We start from the raw sequence: 20,190 nt of genomic DNA, 5'->3' as shown, positions 1-20,190 counted from the left end.
CCTTTCCTGAGGTTAGCAAAACGGAGCTCAGATTCATGTGAAAGAGCCGTCACGGCCGCACGTCCAGGGTGAACTCGAGGGTCTTTTCCGGCAGCTCCACCTGCACCTCCCACACCCCCTGGGCTTCGGCGATCAGGGCCAGGTGGTACTGCGAGCGGTAGAAGGGCCCCGCGACCTCCTCGAGCAGCTCGGCACCTCGCTGGGCCCGGACTTTCAGGGCAGGGCCCCCCTCGAGCAGATTCCCCTCGGCATCGCGCAAATCGAGGTACAGGTGGATAAGACCCCCCTGGCTGAACAACTGGCCCACATAGCGCTGGTTGCCCACCGATTCGGAAATGTTCACCATGCGGGGCGCGGCCAGACCGGGGGCTGGGGGCGGTTCGGTAGTGGCAAGCAGGCCGCTAACCGCCAGCACCCCCGCTATCAGGGCGGCCTCGAGGCCCACCGGGGACAACCCCCTGACCCGCTTGGCCTGTAAACGGGGCAAAAGCCAGAGGCGGTTCACCGCTGCCACCCCCACCACCAGGGCGACCAACCCCAGCTTGAGCAGCAGACGCTGGCCGTAAGCGGTGCTCCACAATTGGGAAAGCTCGCCCAACCGCGCCCAGGCAAGATACACCCCAAGAAGGGCCATCCCCACCACCGAGACCAGGCCCAGGGCCGAAAGCCGGCGGGTAGCCCGCAACACCGCCTCGAGCCGCGTACCGGGCCAGACCACCGCCAGGGCCAGCAGCGCCCCCGCCCAGACCACCCCCAAACCCAGGTGCAGCAGATCGGCCCAGGGTTGCAGACCCCCGGCGGCTCCGGCATGGGAGGTGAAGGTCAGGGTGAGCAGCAGGCCCAGGGCCAGCGACGGATAGAGCCACCGATCCAGCCGGAACCAGCCCATCGAAAGCCCCAGCAGCCCTACCAGCAACCCCAGCCGAACCAGCAGGAGGTTTCCCTGCCGGGTCTCGAGCAGGTAGCTACCCATCAGCGTGGTGTCGCCCAGCATCCAGGTCACGTGGTACACCCCGTAGAGCGTGGCCCCCATCGCCAACAGGAACCCCCCCGACAGCAGGTACCACAGCCGCCAGCGCTGGGCTCTGGCGGCCTCGGGCCCTACATAGCGGGCAAATACCCCGGCGCCTAGAAGCAGGAAAACCCCCAGGTAAAGGGCGGCCCGCAAAACAGATTGGGTGTTGTCGTGTTCGTGGGGCATAGCCGTAGGGTACAGGCTGGTCAGATTAGAGGCTACCGGCTCTTTACATACAGGCATAAGACCAAATCCACCTGAACCCCTTTCCTTCTCCCCTTGCGGGCGAAGGCTCGTGCTTTACCCCGACCTCAAGGCTTGTACACAAACACAAAAAAATCACTCTCGGTGTGGCCGTCCACACCCAGGTTCTTCCACATCACCACATAAGCTCCCGGCGCCAGCCCTGGCTTGAGCGCAAGGGCCACGCTCTTGCTGGTGCGGGCGGTGGTGGTCACGCCCGCATCAACCCGACGAGCCCCGTCGTTCCGCAGCGGAAGCACCTGGCGCACCAGCGGCGCGGCCAGCCGACGAAGCCGGGTCGAGCTGCCCCAGGCCTCGGGGGGCGCGCCCAGGGGATAAACCTTGAAGGTGGAGAGCCGAACCTCCACCGCCTCGCTAAAGTTGATGACCACCGTTTTGGGGGCCACCCTGACCGTTGTACTGGCTGCCGGGGTGGAGCTGCGGTATTCGGCATGCGCCAGCGCCACCGCAAAGAAAACCAGACCGGCAAAGAGTACCTTTCTCACTTCGCCTCCCTACAGAAACTCGAGCGTAGGCCACAGCCTGTTGCTCAATCAGGAAGTCCGATGCTTCAAAGATTCATTCTGGCTGCAGGAACCTGCCCGCAAATGTTTCCAGTGTCTGCCAGCGGGCAAAAACCCTGGCCCTGGAAGTCGTCAGACAGGCTCAAGATAAACTGCCTTCCCACACCGTCATCACAGCCATTTGCAGTGGGGGCCCTCGAGCGGCCATACCCTTCAGAAAGGCATCCCGGGCCCGGCGCTCCCCAAGCCAGATTTGCAGTGCGAAGCTCAAAACGTGCGCTACCCCAGGCTCGGGCGCCAGGGAGGGCAGAAGCATCAACAAAAAGCACAGCGGGCAGTGACTCAGGTGGTCGTGGCCCGGGCTCGAGTCGCCATGAACCGGCGGGTGATGCTCGACCGGGACGGGCTCTGCTGGAAACATCACCATCCCGCGCAGACCAAATAAGAGCGAGGCCAGCAAAACCACCGCCACCAACCCAATCACCGTGGTGCGTGGGGTGGTTACTGGCCTGTCAGTACACGCATTCACCCAAAAATCAATGTACTCCGAAGAGTTGATTGAGCTGGGGGATCATAAACATAAAGTTAGCAGTCGTCAAATCTGCCGAATCAGACCCTCTCGCACCAGCTCATGCAACACCTCGGGTTTGGCATCACCGGTACGCCCTTCCACAATAGCTTTGAGGGCCGAAAGCGCCTCCGGCTCGCCTCGCTTGAGCTGCAGGTGCAGGTCGCTAAAGGGGTTCAGGGCATCCTGCCCGCGCAGGGTAATCTGGTAGCGCCCAATCGGGGTAATGGGGGCCAGGTGGGCCAGGTAATGGCGGGAGAGCTCCACGTAGCGCTCGGCGTTCTGGGTGGGTTCCACCGGGCCTCGCACCTTGGCCGGGATGCCAATGGCCAGCATCCCTTCTGGAATTTCCATGCCCGGCGGCACCACCGCGCCCGCCCCCACCATGGCTCCCCTGCCTACGCGGGCTCGGTTGAGCACCACCGCGCCGATACCAATAAGCGCACCGTCCTCCACTACAGCCCCATGCACCACCGCCCGGTGGCCCACCGTCACGTTCTGGCCCAGAATGCAGGGGTCGCCGGGGTCGGCGTGCAGAATTGCACCATCCTGCACGTTACTGCCCGCACCGATTATCACTTTCTCGGTGTCCGAGCGCACCACCGCGCCAAACCAGACCGAGGCGTTCTCGCCAATCTCCGCCTGCCCCACAATGAGCGCATTAGGCGCAATGAAAGCGGTGGGGTGAATCTGGGGTGCGTGATCGCCAAGCCGGTAAACAGCCATACTCGCTCCTAAGCTGGGCTTCAGTCTATGCCGAAATTGGGCGCTTGAACATGCCTCGAGGCTTCTTCCAACAAGCCTACGTCCTCGGGAAAAGCAAGCAGCCGCCGAGCCTCGGTCAGGTCAAAAAACCCAGCCCCATGCAGCCCTTTTTCCAGGCGTATCTTGCCCTGCCCTTCCATCAAGAACCAGTGGATTTCTCGTTCAATGCCCTTGTTGTTGCGGTACCGGGTCACCGAGAGCGGTGCCCTGACCGTGGCCTGGATGCCGGTCTCTTCTTCGACCTCGCGCAAGGCCGCTTGCTCGAGGCTCTCCCCCTCGTCCAGGTGCCCTTTGGGAAAACACCAGTAACCCTGCCGATCCCGGATGAGCAAGACCTTTCCCTCGAGGTTGAACAGCACCCCACCCGCCCCTTGTACCGGCGTCTTCATGCGAACTTCTCCTTCAAGTAGTTCAGCGCGACCTCGTCCAGCGCAGGGCCGCCCTGGTAGCGCTCTTCCAGGTTTTCCATGCCGATAAGCGCAGTAAAGGCCTGCTCGGTGGCCTCGTCCCACACGCCGCTTACCGGGCCGGCGTAGTGGCCCTGGCGCCTCAGCAGCTCCTGAAACCAGGCGATTTCCTCGGCGCTTAGCGGGCGGGGTGGCTCCCCGGCCCCAAACAGCAGCCGGTGGATGCCCAGCAGGCGCTGCAACTCCAGCACCGGGTCGGGGTGGTCGTCTACCCGCAGGTCAATCCAGCGCTCCATGCCGCCATAGCCCTTGCCCTCGCCCACCACCAGCAACGCTGCCGACTGTCGCCCGCGCCGGTCGCCCCCCGCCCGGTCGGCTTGCAGCAGGGCCTCCAGCAGCCGCTCGGGGAAAGGCAGGTCGGTTCGGTTCAGAAATGTGCGCTCGAGGGCCTCCACCACCTCGGGGCCGGCCAGCAGGTTGCCCTGGGCGGCATAGTTCGGCCCCCACCGCCCCCCGGCCCAGCCGTGACACTCCTGCCCAGTGTAGGAGAGGCTCTCGCCACTTGCCAGCACATAGCCGAACTGCCGCTTGGCCAGGTCGGGGTCGTTGCGAGCGAACACCGCCAGGATGTCCTCGGGCCCGGCCCCCGCTTCCATCAGGGCCAGACCGGTGGGGCCAAAACGCGGGTTGACATAAGACTGCGTGGCCACCGCGCCCACCCCGGCTTTGGCCCAGGGCACCAGAAAACCGACTGCCAGAAACTTACTGGCCACCGCGATACCCAGGTCGCCGGTGCTTTCGTCGCGGGCTACCAGCGAAAAGGTGTGAACTGGCAAGGTCGCGCTCATGGGCCTTATCCTACGCCCTGATAAGTGAATCAGACGATTCCCGAATGGCACGCCATATCGGCTCTATGACACCTACCCTTACCTCCCACCTCCTAAACGGTATGCAAAGTCCCCCTGCAAAATAGGCATCAGTCCACAAACCGGATTGGCTTCCCGATGGCTTCCAGAAGGCTTCGGCGGAACTCGAGCGGATCCACCTCCACGGCCCCAAAGCGGGCCAGGTGGGGGTTTTGCACCTGCACATCGAATAGCTCAAAGCCCCTGGCCCGCAGGTACTCCACCAGCCGCACCAGCGCAACCTTGGAGGCATGGGGTACGCGGTAAAACATACTGTCGCCGATAAAAGCCGCCCCCAGCGCCACACCCAGGATGCCCCCGGCCAGCTCGTCCCCCTGCCAGGTTTCAAAACTGTGAGCAAAGCCGTAGCGGTGCAGGCCCAGGTAAAGCTGGGCCACCTCGGGGGTAATCCAGGTTTCGCTCCTGTACGACCAGCCCCGGGTCGCACAACCCTCGAGTACCCCGGCAAAATCGGCGTTGATGCGAACCTCAAAGTGCCCGGCGTTCAGCACCCGCCGCAGGCTGCGCGGCACATGAAAACGCTCATCCAGGGGCATCACGGCCCGGTAGGGCGTACCATAGGCCCGCTGGTCGAACCAGCCAATCCCCTGCTCCATCCCCAGGGGAAAATACCCCTGGGCATACATTCGAAGCACGGCCTGTAAATTCTTCCTGTCCACAAAAAACAATCGGGGTCAAGGGTTGCGCGTTTTCTATTGCTAGGAGCTATGCGCTATTGGCTTTTTGCTTACCTGAGCTACCTAGAGCCTAATCTATCAGCTTCGATATGGTTTTTGCCGAGATATCTTCTTTGACCTCGTCTTTTTTCATGGCCCAGGCGGGCAGCGGGAAGGTGAGGGCCAGCGGAACCGGCACCTCGGGCTGGTGCAGAATCATGGTTCCCTGCGGCAGGATGACGGCCCGCTGGCGGAAGGAAGCAGGCAGGTAGCGGTACTCGGGGCGCTCGGCCTCGGCGGCGTCGAGGCGGCCCACCACCCGGATGGCCGCGTTGCCCACCACCCGGCTTTCCACCTCGGAGGCGGTCTGCTGGGCCCCAATCAGGATGACCCCCAGGCTGCGCCCGCGCTCGGCAATGTCGAGTAGGATGTCCTTGATGGGGCTATCGCCATCGCGGGGGGCGTATTTGTTGAGCTCGTCGAGCACCACGAACACCTGACCCTGGTATTCGCCCCGCTCCTTGCGGCCAAACACCTCGCGCAAAATGGAGCCCACCACAAACATCTGCCCCTGGGCGGTCAACTGGTGAATATCCACCACGCTGACCTGGGCCGAGCCACCCAGGGGGTTGGGGCGGTGTCCGGGTCTGTCACCCCGGATCAGGTGCTCCACATTCCCGATGGAAGCTCGCAGGCGGCGTACAAAGGCCTCGAGGGTGCCCCTGGCTTGGCGGGCCGTCCAGCGCGGGTCGCCTTTTGGCTTCTCGTCCTCCTCGGCGGATTCAGGGCCCAGCAGCTTGAACTCGATATAGCGCACCAGCTGGGCGAAGGTCGTGAGTTTCAGCTTGCCCAGGTCGTTGAAGCTGACGTCGGCCTCGAGGGCCGAAAGCTCGTCCGACCAGTCCTCTACCAGCAGCGCTGGGCCTTTCTGCCCGCCCTTCTCCTCGCCCACCAGGCGGCGCAGGCGCTCGGTCACCTGGTCAATCAGAAAACCCAGGTTGCTCATGGCCCCCCGGTCGGTGAACAAAAAGGGCAGCAGCCCCTCCCGGCAAAACTGCACCAGGTCCCAGTAGTAGGCGCCAGCGTCGGGGCGGCTTACATCGGGCAGGATGTCCCCCGGCGTTTTGCGCGGCGGGGCCAGGAAGGCCACGCTCTGGAAGGCGCTGGCAGGCAGCCCCAGCTTTTGGTAGGCGGCTCTGGCCTCGTCGTTGAGGCCGTTGTTGTCTTTGTCCAGGTAGAACAGGTCTTCGCCCTTCACGTTGAAAATCAGGGCCTTGGTGTTGGCCTTTTGCCGGTTGGCGGGCGATTGGAACAGGCTGTGCAGCAAAAAAGTCGCGTAGCTGGTCTTGGCCGCCACCCCGGAAACGCCCGAGATGTTGACGTGCCCCCCTTTGAAACCATTGAGGAACTCGAAGTTGATGTAGGCTACCTCGCCATTCTTGAGAATGCCCACCGGGAGTCGCTGGTCTTGCATGCGATCGTAATACAGGGCCATGCCCAGGGCCTCCTGCTGGGCCAGAAACACCGGTGAGCCAGGGTCGGGGGGCAGGTACTCCTCGGGGAAGAGTCGGGTGACCTGCACATGGGCGGCGTAGGACAGGCTAACAGGCAACAAATCGCGCCGGGCCAGGAAGACGTCGGTGTCGAACTGTGCCCCCTCGTAGAGCTTGATGACCTGGTCTACCATGCCGTAGTAGCGCACGTTGCCGTTCTCGTCACCTTTTTGTGGATCGGGGTGGCGAAACTCAACATACACCAGGTCGTCGAGACGCAAATACTGCCCTTCCTCCACGGCTACCCAGAAATCCAGCGCACCGGCTTCGCGGCTGCCCAGTACCATTCCGACCTGTCTCACGCAACCTCCTGCCTAAGCAAATAACGCTTGCACGATTCTACGCCGGATCACCTCACCCTGGCCCATATGCCGGCCCAGCCACTGCTCGAGGCCCCCAATGGGAATCAGGTTCTGGGGAGCGCGGGGGTCACGGGCGGGTGAGGAGGCCAGGGCGCAAAAGAGGCTCACCGATAGGTCGGCCAGCTTGCTGGCCTCGGCAGGCTCGAGGGTAGGGGTTTCCACCCGCAAAAGCGCCGCTCCGCCATAAAAAGGCGCGCTGGGCTCCAGGGGCAGGCGCACATACCAGGAAAAAACATCCACCCGGCGGTGCAGGGCATACCCCGGAATCGAAAAAATCGGGGTGCGCTGATAGGGTTCAAGTGTGTACAGTAAGGCCTGCTCCTCCGGCCCCAGGTAGGTCGCGGCCTGGGTCTTGGTATAGCCCAGGATCTGCCCGGGGGCTTTGTAGGGCACTTCCCCAGGAAATATCTGCCCGTCCACAATTACCAGCCCCCCCGCTCGTTGAACAGGCCCGTCAGGGCTCTGTCCCGATAGGGGATCGTCCGTGAGCTCGTTCACCAGGCGGGCCTCCAGGCGGCGCATCTGCTCGGTTACCCTGGCACGCAGGCTGGCAGGGTCGGACCGGGGGGTCTGGATGGGGCGGTAGTGGCTGAGGCCAGGGGGTAGGGGCTCCTCGAGGTCGGCGCTGTGCAAGAGAATATGCTCCTTCAGGGGCTCCCCTATCGGACGGATTCCGGCCCCATCACGCAGCACCGCCCCCGCAATCACGGTTGCCAGCAGCGCACGGCGTCCCCTGGCATCGGCAATCTGGGCATCTATCCGTTGCCGACCATCCACCAGATACACAATCGGCCAGTCATCGGGCACCACCCAGGCCGGGGTACGGGCTGTCCAGTGACCTTCGTAGTGGGTTTTGATCTCCTCGAGGCCGCTCCCTTCGTCTTCTCCCCCAACCCGCTCAGGCAGGGCATACTCGGGGTTCCATGCTTCAAGTTTCCAGGGCATGAAAACAGTATACCACTGCTTATGTTTTTTGAGAACTATTGACCAGTTTTACGAGCAAAACAGACTCATTTCAACCGGGTGAGAATCTCCTGGGCTTCTTTGAAATCGGGCCGCAGCTTGAGAGCCTGCTCACACTGGGCTTTTGCTCCTTCCTTGTCACCCAAAAGCTCGTTGGCCCGGCACAGCCAGAAGCGGTATACAGGGTTATCCCTTTCCAGGGCCACGGCTTTGGTAAAGTTGAAGCGGGCTTTCTGGAAATCCTTGAGTTCAATCAGAACCTGGCCCAAACCAATGTAGGCATCGGGAAAGCGCACCGGCGAGAGGGCTACGGTCTGCTGGTAGGAAACACCCGCCTGCTGCCAGTCCTTTTTCTCGTAGTAGGCATCGCCCCGACGCAGCCAGGCCTCGGCGTTGCCGGGGGACAGGATCACGGCCTGATCCAGATGCTCAACCGCCAGATCCACGTTGCCGCGAAGAAGCAGCAGGCTCCCGTACTTGACCCGCAGAGCGGCGTTCTTCGGAGCCGCTTTCACCGCATCGTCGTAGTTCTTGAGGGCCTCATCCCATTTGCCCTGACGGATATAAATGTCGGCCAGCAAGGCCCGGACAACGGGCTCGTCTTTGATGGCGAGCGAACGGCTAATGGATTCAACCGCCTGATCGAGGCGGTTCTGGTAGGCCAGTACCGTGCCGCGGGTGGCGTAAATAGGCGCATACCTGGGGTTGACCCGCTCGGCTTCACGCAAAATACTGAGGGCCTGATCCAGCAGGTTCTTGGAGGCTTCGCGGTTTTCGGCCAGCAGGTACTGCCGCACATACACCTGAGCCAGCGCCACATACGACTGAATGAAGCTGCTGTTGAGGGTAATCGAGCGGCGCAGGTTCTCGATGGCCGCCGTGAAGCGATTGAGTTCGGACTGCACCCGTGCCAGCAGGTACAGGTTTTCGGCGCTGGGGGCATCCTTGACCGCCCGTTCACAGGCCGTGAGCGCTGCTTCGGGACGTCCGGCATCGTAAAGCAGGGCGCACAAGCTGGCCTGGGTTTGCGGTCGCGACGAGGGCTGCGCAGGCTGGGCAGGGTTTTGCTGCGCCAGTACGCCCCCCACCACCAGCACCATCACAAAAAACCAGATACGCATCATCTTCCTCCAGAATATCCCAACCTGTTCTGGCAACAACCGTTGGCGGGTTGCCGCCAGTTTGCACATGCAGGAGATTGGGTGCAGGTTGTGGGCTTTAGTTCCATGGACACCATCCAAAGTCAGAGAATGTAGCGCGAAAGGTCGGGGGATGCCAGGACATTCTCGAGCCTTGCTTCCACATATTCTTTGGTGACTTCTACCCGCCCCAGATTGGTCTGAAACGAGACTTCCTCGAGCAGCCGTTCCAGCACCGTGGAAAGCCGCCTGGCGCCAATATCCTCTAACTCTTGGTTAGCTTGGTGAGCAAACCGGGCCACGGCCTGGATGGCCTCGGGGGTGAAGTGAACCTCGGTGTCGTCGGCAGCGAGCAAAGCGCAGTACTGCTTGATCAGGGAGTTTTCGGGCTCACGCAGGATTCGCTCGAACTCCTCTGGGCCCAGGGGCTCGAGTTCCACCCGGATGGGGAATCGGCCCTGCAATTCGGGGATCAGGTCGGACGGCTTGGATACGTGGAAAGCCCCGGCGGCGATAAACAGCACATGGTCGGTCGAGACGGGCCCCAGGCGGGTCGAGACCACCGTGCCCTCCACGATGGGGAGCAGATCCCGTTGCACCCCCTCGCCGGAGACATCCGGGCCGCTCATGGCCCCCTTCCCCCTGGCAATTTTGTCCATCTCGTCAATGAACACAATGCCCTCTTCCTGGGCCCGGCGAAGCGCCTCCTGATTGGCTTCTTCTTTATCCACCAGGCGCTCGGCTTCCTGGTTTTTGAGGATTTCCAGCGCCTCCTTGACCCGCACCTTGCGCCGTACCCGGCGCTGGGGCATCAGTCCCTTGAGCATGTCTTGCAGCCCCTGCATCTGCTCACCGCCGAACATACCTACCATCGGGAGCCTGGCTTCCTCGGCCACCTCGATCTCCACCAGTTGGTCGTTATAGCGGCCTGAGCGCAGTTCAAAAGGCTGCACCCGCAGCAGCGAGGCCACCTCTTCCTCGGCCATGCTCTGGGCCCGCCCCTCAACCTTGGCCTTCATCTCCTGCATGACCAGTTGGTACGAAGCCTCGGCCAGATCTCGCACAATGGAGTCCACATCCCGCCCCACATAGCCCACCTCGGTAAACTTGGTGGCCTCAACTTTCAGGAATGGAGCCCCCGCCAGCCGGGCCAGCCGCCGGGCAATCTCGGTCTTGCCCACCCCGGTAGGGCCAATCATAAGAATGTTCTTGGGCATGACCTCGCGGGCCAGCTCAGGCGGCAGCTTTTTACGCCGTATTCGGTTACGCAGCGCAACGGCCACGGCCCGCTTGGCTGCGGCCTGACCCACGATGTGTTTGTCCAGTTCACGCACGATCTCGGCAGGGGTCAGGTTCATGGAGCACCCCCTACGCTCAGAACCTGCGTGGGCTGCCCACTGGTGTAGAGGTCTATCTCACCCGCAAGCCGGATGGCCTGTTCGGCAATCTCGGGGGCCGAGAGGCTGGAGTATCGCAGCAGCGCTTTGGCCGCGGTAAGGGCATAAGGGCCGCCTGAACCCACCGCAATAACGGGTTCATCCGGGCTGAGCACCTCGCCGTTGCCAGAAAGCAGGAGCAGGGTGTCGCGGTCGGCCAGCACCAGCATGGCCTCGAGGTTCCGCAGCACCCGGTCGGTACGCCAGAGCTTGGCAGTTTCGATAGCCGCCCGCTGCAGGTTGCCTTTAGCCCCCGACAACGCCCCCTCGAACTTCTCCAGAAGGGTCAGGGCATCGGCCACCGCACCCGCAAAACCCACAAGGATGCCGCCCCCCTGTTCCAGACGGCGCACCTTGACCGCTCCGGTTTTCATGATGGTCTGTCCCAGGGTAACCTGCCCATCGCCTGCAATTGAAGTAATGCCATCCCGACGTACTGCCACGATGGTGGTGCCGTGCATTGCCTCCATTACCTTCGGAATCTAGCGCCGCACGGTGAATCTGATATGAGAAGCGCCGTATGTAACGCAAGCATTTGCCACCAGGCGTGGTCGGGTGGTTACAGCATATCGCCCGGACGATGAACCCACCATCGACCTTTCGGGAATTGCGACCCGTAAGCCACCATTGCGACCAGTCCCCCGGCGGCGTGTGTCTGGAACAGCCAGATACAGCGCTCTTCACAAACGTGGCCGCCTGCGAAAACGAGAAGGGACAAGCAGACGTGCCTCACCGGGGTGAGGCGCGCTTGTCTGCGTTGCGTCTGGGCTTAGAAGCAGGTTGCGCACCCAGGCGCGGGGCAGGCCCGGGCCACTTGGGTTTGGTGTTTACCGGCAGCCAGTGTTCTGTCCAGGACAAAGGGTTCTGAACCCCGTATGGCTCGATTTTTGTGAAGAGCGCTCTAAACAGATTCGCAGATTGTCTAAAGCCCCTTGAAGCCTTCGGGAACCGGCAAACCCCGGATGCGGTTCAGGGGCCACCAGACCGCATTGGCCCGGCCCGCAATCGAAGCGGTGGGAACCGGCCCAAAGGTGCGCGAATCCTCCGAGCCGCCAAAGGTTCGGTTATCGCCCATGACAAAGTAATAGCCGGGTTTGAGCTTCAGTGCGCTGGTATAGCAGTGCTCCCCGCTTCGGCTCCGCTGTAAATCCTCGGCGCTGGGGGGTGTCAGCATTTCCAAGGTGGGTTTGAGATACTCGGGCAGTTGATCGGGGGCAAAGCGCACCTGTTGCTGGGTGATCAGGGCGGTTAGTTTTTCGTTCTCGTAGCAGACCACCGGGTAGCTATCGGTGTAAGGGGTCAGTTCAGCCGTGATGTGTACCTCGTTCAGGGGTTTTCCATTGACATAAACCACGCCTTCACGCAGGCTTACCTCGTCACCGGGCAGACCAATTATGCGTTTGATAAAAAAAGCGCGGAATTGAAAGCCCAGCACCGGGAACTGGGCTACCGCGTTGGGCGTCCCTTCTGGTGGCTTGACGATGGCAACCTCGCCCCGTTGCCACTGCATGAGGCCAAAGCGCACCAACCAGGTTTCATATTTGGGCACAAACACCCGCTCACCGTTGAGCAGGGTGGGGTTCATGGAGCTGCCCACCACGCCCACGGTAGTAAAGACAAACGTGGTAACCAGGAAGGCCAGCAAAAGCGCCTCGCCCACCTGGCGAAACCATTCCTTGAAGAGATAGTCCAGAAAGTTGCGCATCGTACAGAGTCCCCTTCGTCTTGGCCTAAAGCCCGGCCCATAGCATAACGCACACCGGCATTCTGCCTAGCAGTCCATCTGATTATTCCGCCCTCCACGCGTGAATATTGGCACTGGAAAACCTGGCTAAAATCTTAGCTGGGCCTGCGATGCGGCCTTGCGCCCTGCCTCGACAATTTCTTCCAGACGACCGAATTGCTCGATTCCAACCCCTGGAAGTTCGGGGCGTATGTAGAGTTCGGGGGGGTAAAGCGAACGCCTTGCGGCGGTCAGGTGGTTTTGCATGATGTCTATGGCCCGGCGCACCTGTCCAATGGAGGAACGGGGAACCCCTGGCAGTCGCATCTCGGGGGTTACGTCCACTGCCAGGACATACTTGGCCCGCATGAAACGAGCGGCGTCGACCGGCAGGTTGTCGAGCACACCTCCATCCACATAGGTTCGGCCTTCATAAAGTACGGGCGCTACCAGCCCTGGGTAGGCCGCAGAGGCCAGCACCGCTCCCGGCAGATCGCCCTCCGAAAAATAGGCCAGCTTGCCAGCCTCGAGGTCCACCGCCGTTACCACCAGTTTTTTGGAAAGTTGTTCGAAGCGAGGGGGCAGGTGTTTCGCCAGAAAGTCGCGCAACCCGCGCTGGGAGATGAGTCCAGGCCTGGGCACCAAGTCCAGCAAGCGCAACCAGGGGGTTGAGCGGGAAATCTCGAGGATTTCAGCAGGCTTCTTGCCCGAGGCATACAAAGCCCCTACCACCCCACCCATACTGGTTCCGGCTACCACCTCGGCCTCGAACCCCTGGGCCTCGAGCACCTCCAGCACCCCAATGTGGGCTAACCCCCTGGCCCCTCCACCCGACAACACTAGACCGCGCACGTAGCAACCTCCATGGCATAAGTTGCTAAGCCAACACAATTCTAAACCGAGCCAAACCCTCCGTACCCAAGTCGCCAGCAATAGAGCGCCCTTCACAAAAGTCGAGCCATCCGAGATTAAGAATCCTTTGCGCTGGACAGAACATTGGCCGCCTGGTTGGGCAGTGCTCTACGAAGAGCGCAATAGGCTGTAAGGCCGGTATCTCATGGAATTGCTGAATTGCCCCGAGGGGTGGCGAAAAAATCGGTATAGTGATGCATGTGGGGTTAGCCGGAATCACCCTGGAGGGCCGATATAAGGTCATCCGACCGATTGCCCGCGGGGCTTTGGCGACGGTGTATTTGGCTTTTGATGTACACGGTACCCCCTATGCATTGAAGGTGTTTCCCCAAGGTTTTGAGGGACGGGCCGATCGTGAATGGAAGGTGGGTGGACAGCTCAAACACCCCCACATCAACCCCGTGCTTGCACGCCTGAGCGTACCCCACGATGGCATCGAGAATCCCGCCGTTTTGCTGGCTTACGCCCCAGGCAGCCGGCTTTCTGAGTGGCGCAAAGACCACCCTGATAAGGTACTGGGGGTGTTTAGACACCTCCTCGAGGCCCTCGCGCACATGCACAGCCAGAACCTGGTGCACCGCGACGTAAAGCCGGACAATCTGGTTGTGGACGGCACCGGCGAAGCGCGTTTGGTGGATTTCGACCTTTCCGGGCCACAGAGCGAGCGTTTTAGCCAGAAGGTTCGCCTGGGAACCATTGCCTATATTGCCCCCGAGCAAATCCGAGGGCAGTCCCCCACCACCGCCTCGGACGTGTATTCGGCGGGTATTTTGCTCTACTGGGCCATTGCGGGCGAATTGCCGTTTGCAGGCGAGCCAGTGGAGGTTATGAATGCCCACCTCAACCTGCCCCCTCCACCTCTGGTAGCCGCTCCCGATACCGGCTTGATCGTCACGGCAGAGCTACAGGCATACGTAGACCGGCTTATTGCTAAAGACGTGACCAGGCGCTATGCCAACGCTATAGAAGCCCTGCGCGACTTTGAAGCCATTGGCCTCACACAAGCTTCCCAAAGGGTTGGCTGAAGGTTATCGGGCCCTACACAAACGTGGCCGCCCACGAAAACCAGAATGCGGCTGGATCCAGACGCAGGTTACGCGCCCAAGCGTGGGCCGAGCTCGGTCCACGGGTGCTTGGGTTTCGAGTTTCCAGGCGGCCACTGTTCTGTTCAGGATAATGCTTTCCGATACCCGGATGGCTCTAAATCTGTGAAGAGCGCTCTAGCGCTTGGACAACGGCACATAGGGCAAATCTATTTTTCCCGTGTAGTGCGAGTCGGGGCGCAGCAGGCGGTTGTCAACCTTGGTGTACTCGAGGATGTGCGCACACCAGCCCGAGATGCGGGCCACCGCAAAGATTGGCGTGAAGAACTCGAGGGGATAGCCTAGGTCGGAGTAGACCACCCCGGAGTAGAAGTCCACATTGGGGTAGATACCCTTAGGGTTGTAGATGGCTCCAGCCTGCCGCTCAATTTCTTTCAGGATGGCATATTCCTTACTGTGACCTTGCTTGGCGGCTACTTCACCCGCGTACTTGTCAAGCACACCGGCCCTGGGGTCGTAGGATTTGTAGACGCGGTGGCCCATGCCCATCACCCGGCCTTTTTTGGCTTGCAGATCGGCCAACCATGAAGTCACGTTCTCGGGCGAACCCACCTCGGCGATCATTTTCATCACCGCCTCGTTGGCCCCTCCGTGACGGGGGCCTTTGAGTGCGCCGATGGCGGCCACAATAGCACTGTAGATGTCGGCCTGGGTGGAATAGGCAGCAATGGCGGTAAAGGTGGAAGCATTGAAGCCGTGCTCAGCCTGCAAAATCAGGGCCACATCCATCAGCTTGGTTTCCTCTTTACTGGGCACCTTGCCGTTCGACATGTAGAGGAAATTGGCTGCATGGGATAAACCCTTGCGGGGAGAAAGAATCTTCTGCCCCTCGCGGTGGCGCTTGGTAGCGGCCACAATGGTGGCAAACTTGGCAATCAGCGAGAGCGATTTCTGGTAGAGCGCCTCGGGAGAGACATCCCCCTCGGTCTCGTCCACCATGCCCAGCTCACTGACCGCCGTACGGAGCATGGACATGGGGTGGGCGTTGCGGGGGAACTGCTTGATCTGTTTGATGATCGAGGGGGGCAGCGCCCGCAGGGAGGCCAGCTTGGCGCTGAACGCTTTTAGCTCAGCCCTGTTGGGCAGGTGGCCGTGCAGCAATAGGTAGGTCACTTCCTCGAAGGTAGCGTGCTCGGCGAGGTCCTGAATTTTGTATCCGGCATAGTACAGACGGCCCTGGTCTCCATCTATGAAGCACAGGCTGCTTTCGGTGAAAATTACATCTTCCAGGCCTCTGGCAATGGTTACAGTTGCGCTCATGGTTTCTCCTCTAACTCTTCCGACCGATGTCGGCTTCAGCCTGTGTATTCTATCGTGTTCCTACACCGAAATACCGCAGAAGAGCTCATAATCTTGCAGTGTAGTTACACTGGGCTGGTCACCACAAACGGGGCAGTCGGCGCGCCGGGGAAAGCGGATACTTCGGAAGTGCGCCTGCAGGCCATCGTAAATCAGCAGCAGGCCTGCAAGGGTTTCGCCCTGTCCCAGCAGAGTCTTGAGCGCTTCAGCAGCCATCAGGCTGCCGATAACCCCCGGCAAAACGCCAAAAACCCCTGCCTCAGCGCAGCTCGGAACGGTTCCGGGTTTGGGCGGCTCCGGATACAAACAGCGATAACAAGGCCCGCCCCGGTAGTGAAAAACCGAAAGCTGGCCTTCAAACTGATGTATAGCACCGTACACCAATGGTTTATCGAGCAATACACACGCATCGTTTACCAGGTAGCGGGTCGGAAGGTTGTCGGTGCAATCAATTACCAGGTCGTAGGGCTCCAGAACCGAAAGAGCGTTGTGCGAATCCAGTTTGAGGGGGTAGGTCTCCACCTGGACGTGCGGGTTGAGGCTGTTCAAACGAACTTTGGCCACATCGGCTTTGGGTTGCCCCAGGGTTTGGGTATCGAACAACACCTGCCGCTGGAGGTTGGAGAGGTCTACGACGTCCATTTCCACAATGCCGATGCGGCCCACCCCGGCAGCCGCCAGGTACATCAGAACCGGCGAACCCAAGCCACCGGCCCCCACCACCAGCACAGAACTTTGTTTCAGCCTGGCCTGACCCGCCCCTCCCACTCCAGGCAGCACAATGTGCCGGGCATAGCGATCCAGTTCCTCTTTCGTCCACATAAGCATCCTGGGAAAGCCTGAACCCTGAAGCTCAATACTTATATCCCATAGCCCCCTCGAGTTGCATGGCAACCTCGTCACCTTCGGGCAAGCGGTAGGCCCGTGCTTCACCGGTCTGCATGTCGAAGATTACGTAGGAAACCCGCCAAAAGGCTTGCGAGCAGTCAGTTTCGCTGGGCCGGGCTGGGCCGGTGGGGTGTGAATGGTAAATGGCCAGAAGCTCGAGGCCCTCACTCTCGATCCGCCGCAGCAACTCAATTAGGGCCTGTGGATCGGCCTCGTAGCGTTTTTGGGGATTAGCATGAACATTTTCCAGCGGCCAGACCTGCCTTACCAGGCCCTGCTTGCCTACCCAGAGCCCCACCCCTTCGTAGGGCAACACGGCCCGGAGGTGGCGCAGGGTTTGCTCGAGGCAGTCCAGTGGAACCCGCAGCATGCTTACTCCCCTATCTCCAGCAACAACACCTCGCTCAAGAACTGGTTGAGCGGCAGCAGCTTGCGAAATACCTTCTCCACCGTATCGGGCAAATGCGCTGAAACCACCTCTTCCTCTGAGAGGCCGTATGAAACCGTAAAACTGCGCTGTTTGAGGTCTTCAATCAGGGGGTGGTCTGGGCTATACCCCCTGGGTGGGCGGACAAGTTTACCCTCCCCATCCAGTTCGAATTTCTTGCGTAGCCTTAGCCAACGCGGGTCTTGTCGGGCAATGGCGGCCCGGATGCGCCGGAGGTTTTCCGGTTCGGGCATCCACATCCCGGCCCCCAGGAAGCAGTTGTCGGGCTCGAGGTGAATGTAAAATCCTGGCATGTGGACGTCCTGGCCCAACTGGTGACGAAACTGTGCGGCAGCATGGGTCTTGTAGGGCGCTTTGTTGGCGCTGTAGCGGGTATCGCGGTGGATGCGGAAAAGGCTGCGGGGGCTGGCCACATAATCGGGGCTGATACGCCCCAGGCGGGGGGCGAAATCTTCGATAAAGCGTAAAAATGGCTGGCGAACCAGGGCATCGTAGCGGTGTTTGTTGGCCTGAAACCAGGCACGGTGGTTGTTGAAGCGTAACTCTATCAGGAATTGAAAAAGTTCCGGCGTAAAGTAAGTCTGTTTGTTAGATAGCACACAAGACATCAGCCAACACTACCGCCCGGCTCGATGCAAAATTGTTAGAAGCTGCAGATTTGGGAGTTCGCAGCACGAAGCTCCATTCTGGCCTCTAATCGTCTAGTTGAGTTGCGCCAGAGCCGCCTGGAGTTGCTCCGGGCTCATGTAACCTCGCACTTCGCCCACCAGCTTGCCCCTGGAGTTATAGAAAAAGTTAGAGGGGTAGCCGTTCACCCGTAGCGAACTGGAAACCGTACGAAGGGCGTCCTGGTACACCACGGCACTGGAGAAGCCCCGGGTATCGTGAAACTGTCGCACCAACTGGGCGGGCTCCCCATCGTTTACAAAAGCGAATTGCACATCGGTGCGCTGGCGAGCTATCGCCTCGAACTCTGGCAGCTGACGCTGGCAGTAGCTGCACCAGGTGGCCCATACGGTCAGCACGGTGGGCTTGCCACTTTGCAACAACACGCTGCTACCGTCCAACCGAACCAACCGGGCCTGTGGCAAGTCTCCCGCTCGCTGGGGCGGCGACGAGAGCAAAGCAAGCACAATCAGGCCGATCACAATAAGCCCCACAAAACCCAGTTGCAATGTGGGGGATAGTTTCTTGGGTGTAGCTTCCATCCCGTCAAGTTTAGCAGGGTTCACCCACCCCAAATGTTCGCAATCTCCGAAGTTAAGTTGCGCCTGTATAAGGTTTAGAGATGAATCCAGGCCACGCTAGTGGTCTGGTAACAAAGAATTTGGGATGCCTTCAATGAACCCAACTTCTGCACTTGACTGCATGTTGTCATTCCGAGGCGCACACAGTGCAACGAGGAATCTCGTGCTGCACGGGTATTGTGAAAACTGTGGATTGAGGTGCATCAGATTCCTCACTTCGCTTCGCTACGTTCGGAATGACACAGAAATTTACTTACCAGACCACTAGAAAATCATTCACCGGGCGCAATACCCGAATGATTTTCGATCATGCCATTATCCAAAACATGGGCGAGAGGTACTTAATGCACAGTCGTATAAATACCCGTACAAAGTGTCCATTGCAGCACGAACTATGCAGTACGCTCTTGCAAAAGCCGTAGCAGAAACCTTTTCGTTCCTCCCCTACCGTGTAGGGGAGGTTAGGTGGGGTTGCTGAGCAGCGACTTTGCGTAACCTGGTTGGTTGGGGGCCTTACCCAATACCCTCCCCCACCCTCCCTACGTGGTAGGGAGGGGGCTCTATGTCAATCCCTCCCGGAAACCCGGAGGTGTACGGACATCTCTACGACGATGTACTTAGAATGTGCAGCCAGAAAACCAAGCGTATACTGCGCTTGTGTCCGCGCAGCCCAGCAGTCAAGCTCATTCCGAAGTGCCGATTCCACCCCTGGTCAGGAAAAACACCTGGCTGTTGGCCATGGCCCAGGCCATCAATGGCGCAGGGATGCAGCTAGTACCCACCTTTGGCGCAATTCAGGTGGTCATGTTGCTGGGCAATGCGGCCTTTGCCGGGGTGGCAACCAGCATTATGGGGTTGTCACGCATGATGACAGCCTATTTTGTGGGTCGGCTCACCGACCAGCGGGGGCGCAAGGCAGGGATGTATCTGGGGCTGTGGCTGGCGCTGGTGGGGGCTCTGATTATCGGCATGGCCACCCTCCTGGGTTCGTTTGCCCTATTTTGTGTTGGGGCGCTCACCTTTGGCAGTGGGGTGGGGGCCGTACAGCAGATGCGCGTGGCGGCGGCTGATATGTACCCACCCAGCCGGCGCGGTGAAGGCATCAGTCTGGTGGCGATGGGCTCGCTGTTTGGCTCGGGTATTTCCCCGCTCCTGGTCGCGCTGGCAGAACGGTTGGGGAAAATCCTGGGCATGAATGAAATTGCCCTGGCCTGGTTGCTGGTTCCGCTGCTCATACTGCCCTGCTTCTGGCTGGTTTGGAGCATCCGCCCCGACCCGAAGCAGATGGCCCTCGAGCTGGAAAAGTATTACCCCGCCTGGGCCCTTGAGAGAGCCGGTTCCAACCCCAACCTGCTCGAGCCAAGCGACCTCTCCCGTGTGCGGGTGGCGGCCATTCTGTCTGCGGTAGCGGTGCAGGGGCAGATGGTCATGATGATGGCCATGACCGCCCTGGCCCTCAAGGCGCTGGACTGTAGCCTCTCGCAGATTTCCTTTTCAGTGGCGCTGCATGTGATGGGGATGTTTGCCTTTTCCTGGCCCATTGGCCGGCTGACCGACCGGATTGGGCGCAAGCCGGTGATCCTGGCAGGGCTGGTGGTGGCGGGTCTGGGGGCGCTGCTGGTGGGGCTGGGCGAGGGGTACTGGGTCATTACCAGCGGAACCTTTCTGGTGGGCCTGGGCTGGTCGGGGGCTTTTCTGGGTTCCAATACGGTGTTGACGGATGTCACCCCACCCACCCGGCGGGGGCAGGCTATTGGGGTGCTCGAGCTGTGGTCGAATGCGGCGGGCATGACCCTGCCCCTCCTTGGAGGGCTCATCGTAGAGGGGTTTGACCTGCGGATGCTGGGGTTTTTTGGCGCGTTGCTGGTGCTAATTCCCATTTATACGATGATTCAGGTGCGGGAGCAGAGGCCCGGAAGCTATAGGTGACCCGCAAATTTCAACGCCAAACTCATAGGGTTGTTCGGCTATACTTCCGAACAATGTGGGTGCGAGGTGCAATCCCCATCAGAG

21 protein-coding genes are annotated in these 20,190 nt (G+C 60.5%); 2 read left to right on the top strand and 19 right to left on the bottom strand.

Annotated elements, in window-relative coordinates:
- Nucleotides 1-49 precede the first annotated feature (49 nt).
- The 14 genes from J3L12_RS00355 to J3L12_RS00290 form a co-directional block, all read right to left on the bottom strand.
- Nucleotides 50-1,258: a CopD family protein gene (locus J3L12_RS00355; protein ID WP_243454774.1), complete on the bottom strand. Its 1,209-nt coding sequence runs from the start codon at nucleotides 1,256-1,258 to the stop codon at nucleotides 50-52.
- 68 nt (nucleotides 1,259-1,326) lie between these two features.
- A complete protein-coding gene (locus J3L12_RS00350) occupies nucleotides 1,327-1,764 on the bottom strand; it encodes a copper resistance CopC family protein (RefSeq protein WP_208013045.1) in 438 nt (145 codons plus the stop codon).
- A 160-nt stretch (nucleotides 1,765-1,924) separates the two neighbouring features.
- Entirely contained in the window at nucleotides 1,925-2,311 is a 387-nt protein-coding gene (locus J3L12_RS00345) for a DUF2946 domain-containing protein (RefSeq protein ID WP_208013044.1), read from the bottom strand.
- Between the two features lie 66 nt (nucleotides 2,312-2,377).
- A complete protein-coding gene (locus J3L12_RS00340) occupies nucleotides 2,378-3,076 on the bottom strand; it encodes a gamma carbonic anhydrase family protein (RefSeq protein ID WP_208013043.1) in 699 nt (232 codons plus the stop codon).
- 20 nt (nucleotides 3,077-3,096) lie between these two features.
- A complete protein-coding gene (locus tag J3L12_RS00335; protein ID WP_208013042.1) occupies nucleotides 3,097-3,504 on the bottom strand; it encodes an NUDIX domain-containing protein in 408 nt (135 codons plus the stop codon).
- A complete protein-coding gene (locus J3L12_RS00330) occupies nucleotides 3,501-4,370 on the bottom strand; it encodes a DUF1028 domain-containing protein (RefSeq protein WP_208013041.1) in 870 nt (289 codons plus the stop codon). Before J3L12_RS00330 ends, J3L12_RS00335 begins: the two co-directional genes overlap by 4 nt.
- Nucleotides 4,371-4,498: 128 nt before the next feature.
- Nucleotides 4,499-5,074: a leucyl/phenylalanyl-tRNA--protein transferase gene (gene aat / locus J3L12_RS00325; RefSeq protein WP_243454795.1), complete on the bottom strand. Its 576-nt coding sequence runs from the start codon at nucleotides 5,072-5,074 to the stop codon at nucleotides 4,499-4,501.
- A 121-nt stretch (nucleotides 5,075-5,195) separates the two neighbouring features.
- Nucleotides 5,196-6,959 (bottom strand): ATP-binding protein, encoded by a 1,764-nt coding sequence (locus J3L12_RS00320; protein WP_208013039.1) that lies wholly within the window; start codon nucleotides 6,957-6,959, stop codon nucleotides 5,196-5,198.
- A 12-nt stretch (nucleotides 6,960-6,971) separates the two neighbouring features.
- A complete protein-coding gene (locus J3L12_RS00315) occupies nucleotides 6,972-7,964 on the bottom strand; it encodes a hypothetical protein (RefSeq protein ID WP_208013038.1) in 993 nt (330 codons plus the stop codon).
- 65 nt (nucleotides 7,965-8,029) lie between these two features.
- A complete protein-coding gene (locus J3L12_RS00310; RefSeq protein ID WP_243454773.1) occupies nucleotides 8,030-9,103 on the bottom strand; it encodes a tetratricopeptide repeat protein in 1,074 nt (357 codons plus the stop codon).
- A 122-nt stretch (nucleotides 9,104-9,225) separates the two neighbouring features.
- Complete coding sequence (locus J3L12_RS00305) at nucleotides 9,226-10,479, bottom strand: ATP-dependent protease ATPase subunit HslU (RefSeq protein ID WP_208013036.1); 1,254 nt, start codon at nucleotides 10,477-10,479, stop codon at nucleotides 9,226-9,228.
- Complete coding sequence (gene hslV, locus J3L12_RS00300; protein ID WP_208013035.1) at nucleotides 10,476-11,027, bottom strand: ATP-dependent protease subunit HslV; 552 nt, start codon at nucleotides 11,025-11,027, stop codon at nucleotides 10,476-10,478. Before hslV ends, J3L12_RS00305 begins: the two co-directional genes overlap by 4 nt.
- Before the next feature lie 452 nt (nucleotides 11,028-11,479).
- Nucleotides 11,480-12,262, bottom strand: coding sequence for a signal peptidase I (lepB, locus tag J3L12_RS00295; RefSeq protein WP_208013034.1), 783 nt, complete (start codon nucleotides 12,260-12,262; stop codon nucleotides 11,480-11,482).
- A 126-nt stretch (nucleotides 12,263-12,388) separates the two neighbouring features.
- The gene (locus J3L12_RS00290; RefSeq protein WP_208013033.1) at nucleotides 12,389-13,132 is read right to left on the bottom strand and encodes a patatin-like phospholipase family protein; all 744 of its coding nucleotides are present in this window, start codon (nucleotides 13,130-13,132) and stop codon (nucleotides 12,389-12,391) included.
- Nucleotides 13,133-13,386: 254 nt separating this feature from the next.
- Between J3L12_RS00290 and J3L12_RS00285 the strand changes: the two genes are divergently transcribed.
- A complete protein-coding gene (locus J3L12_RS00285) occupies nucleotides 13,387-14,217 on the top strand; it encodes a serine/threonine-protein kinase (protein ID WP_208013032.1) in 831 nt (276 codons plus the stop codon).
- A 195-nt stretch (nucleotides 14,218-14,412) separates the two neighbouring features.
- Here J3L12_RS00285 and J3L12_RS00280 read toward each other — a convergent pair whose 3' ends face one another.
- The 5 genes from J3L12_RS00280 to J3L12_RS00260 form a co-directional block, all read right to left on the bottom strand.
- On the bottom strand, nucleotides 14,413-15,555 hold the full coding sequence (locus tag J3L12_RS00280; RefSeq protein ID WP_208013031.1) for a citrate synthase/methylcitrate synthase: 1,143 nt from the start codon (nucleotides 15,553-15,555) through the stop codon (nucleotides 14,413-14,415).
- 60 nt (nucleotides 15,556-15,615) lie between these two features.
- Nucleotides 15,616-16,416: a molybdopterin-synthase adenylyltransferase MoeB gene (gene moeB, locus J3L12_RS00275; protein WP_208013030.1), complete on the bottom strand. Its 801-nt coding sequence runs from the start codon at nucleotides 16,414-16,416 to the stop codon at nucleotides 15,616-15,618.
- A gap of 31 nt (nucleotides 16,417-16,447) precedes the next feature.
- The gene (locus J3L12_RS00270; protein ID WP_208013029.1) at nucleotides 16,448-16,852 is read right to left on the bottom strand and encodes a M67 family metallopeptidase; all 405 of its coding nucleotides are present in this window, start codon (nucleotides 16,850-16,852) and stop codon (nucleotides 16,448-16,450) included.
- 2 nt (nucleotides 16,853-16,854) lie between these two features.
- Nucleotides 16,855-17,538: a DUF2461 domain-containing protein gene (locus J3L12_RS00265; RefSeq protein WP_208013028.1), complete on the bottom strand. Its 684-nt coding sequence runs from the start codon at nucleotides 17,536-17,538 to the stop codon at nucleotides 16,855-16,857.
- Nucleotides 17,539-17,631: 93 nt separating this feature from the next.
- Nucleotides 17,632-18,138, bottom strand: coding sequence for a TlpA disulfide reductase family protein (locus J3L12_RS00260; RefSeq protein ID WP_208013027.1), 507 nt, complete (start codon nucleotides 18,136-18,138; stop codon nucleotides 17,632-17,634).
- Between the two features lie 696 nt (nucleotides 18,139-18,834).
- On the opposite strand from J3L12_RS00260, the gene J3L12_RS00255 reads away from it, so the two are divergent.
- Nucleotides 18,835-20,106 carry an MFS transporter gene (locus tag J3L12_RS00255; protein WP_347708811.1) on the top strand — a complete coding sequence of 424 codons (1,272 nt, stop codon included), beginning with the start codon at nucleotides 18,835-18,837 and terminating at the stop codon, nucleotides 20,104-20,106.
- Nucleotides 20,107-20,190: the final 84 nt, after the last annotated feature.

The organism is Meiothermus sp. CFH 77666, assembly GCF_017497985.1.
In the GTDB taxonomy this organism is placed as follows: Bacteria; Deinococcota; Deinococci; order Deinococcales; family Thermaceae; genus Meiothermus.
The sequence above is the reverse complement of the archived record's forward strand: the minus strand, read 5'-3'. Positions and strand labels throughout refer to the sequence as shown.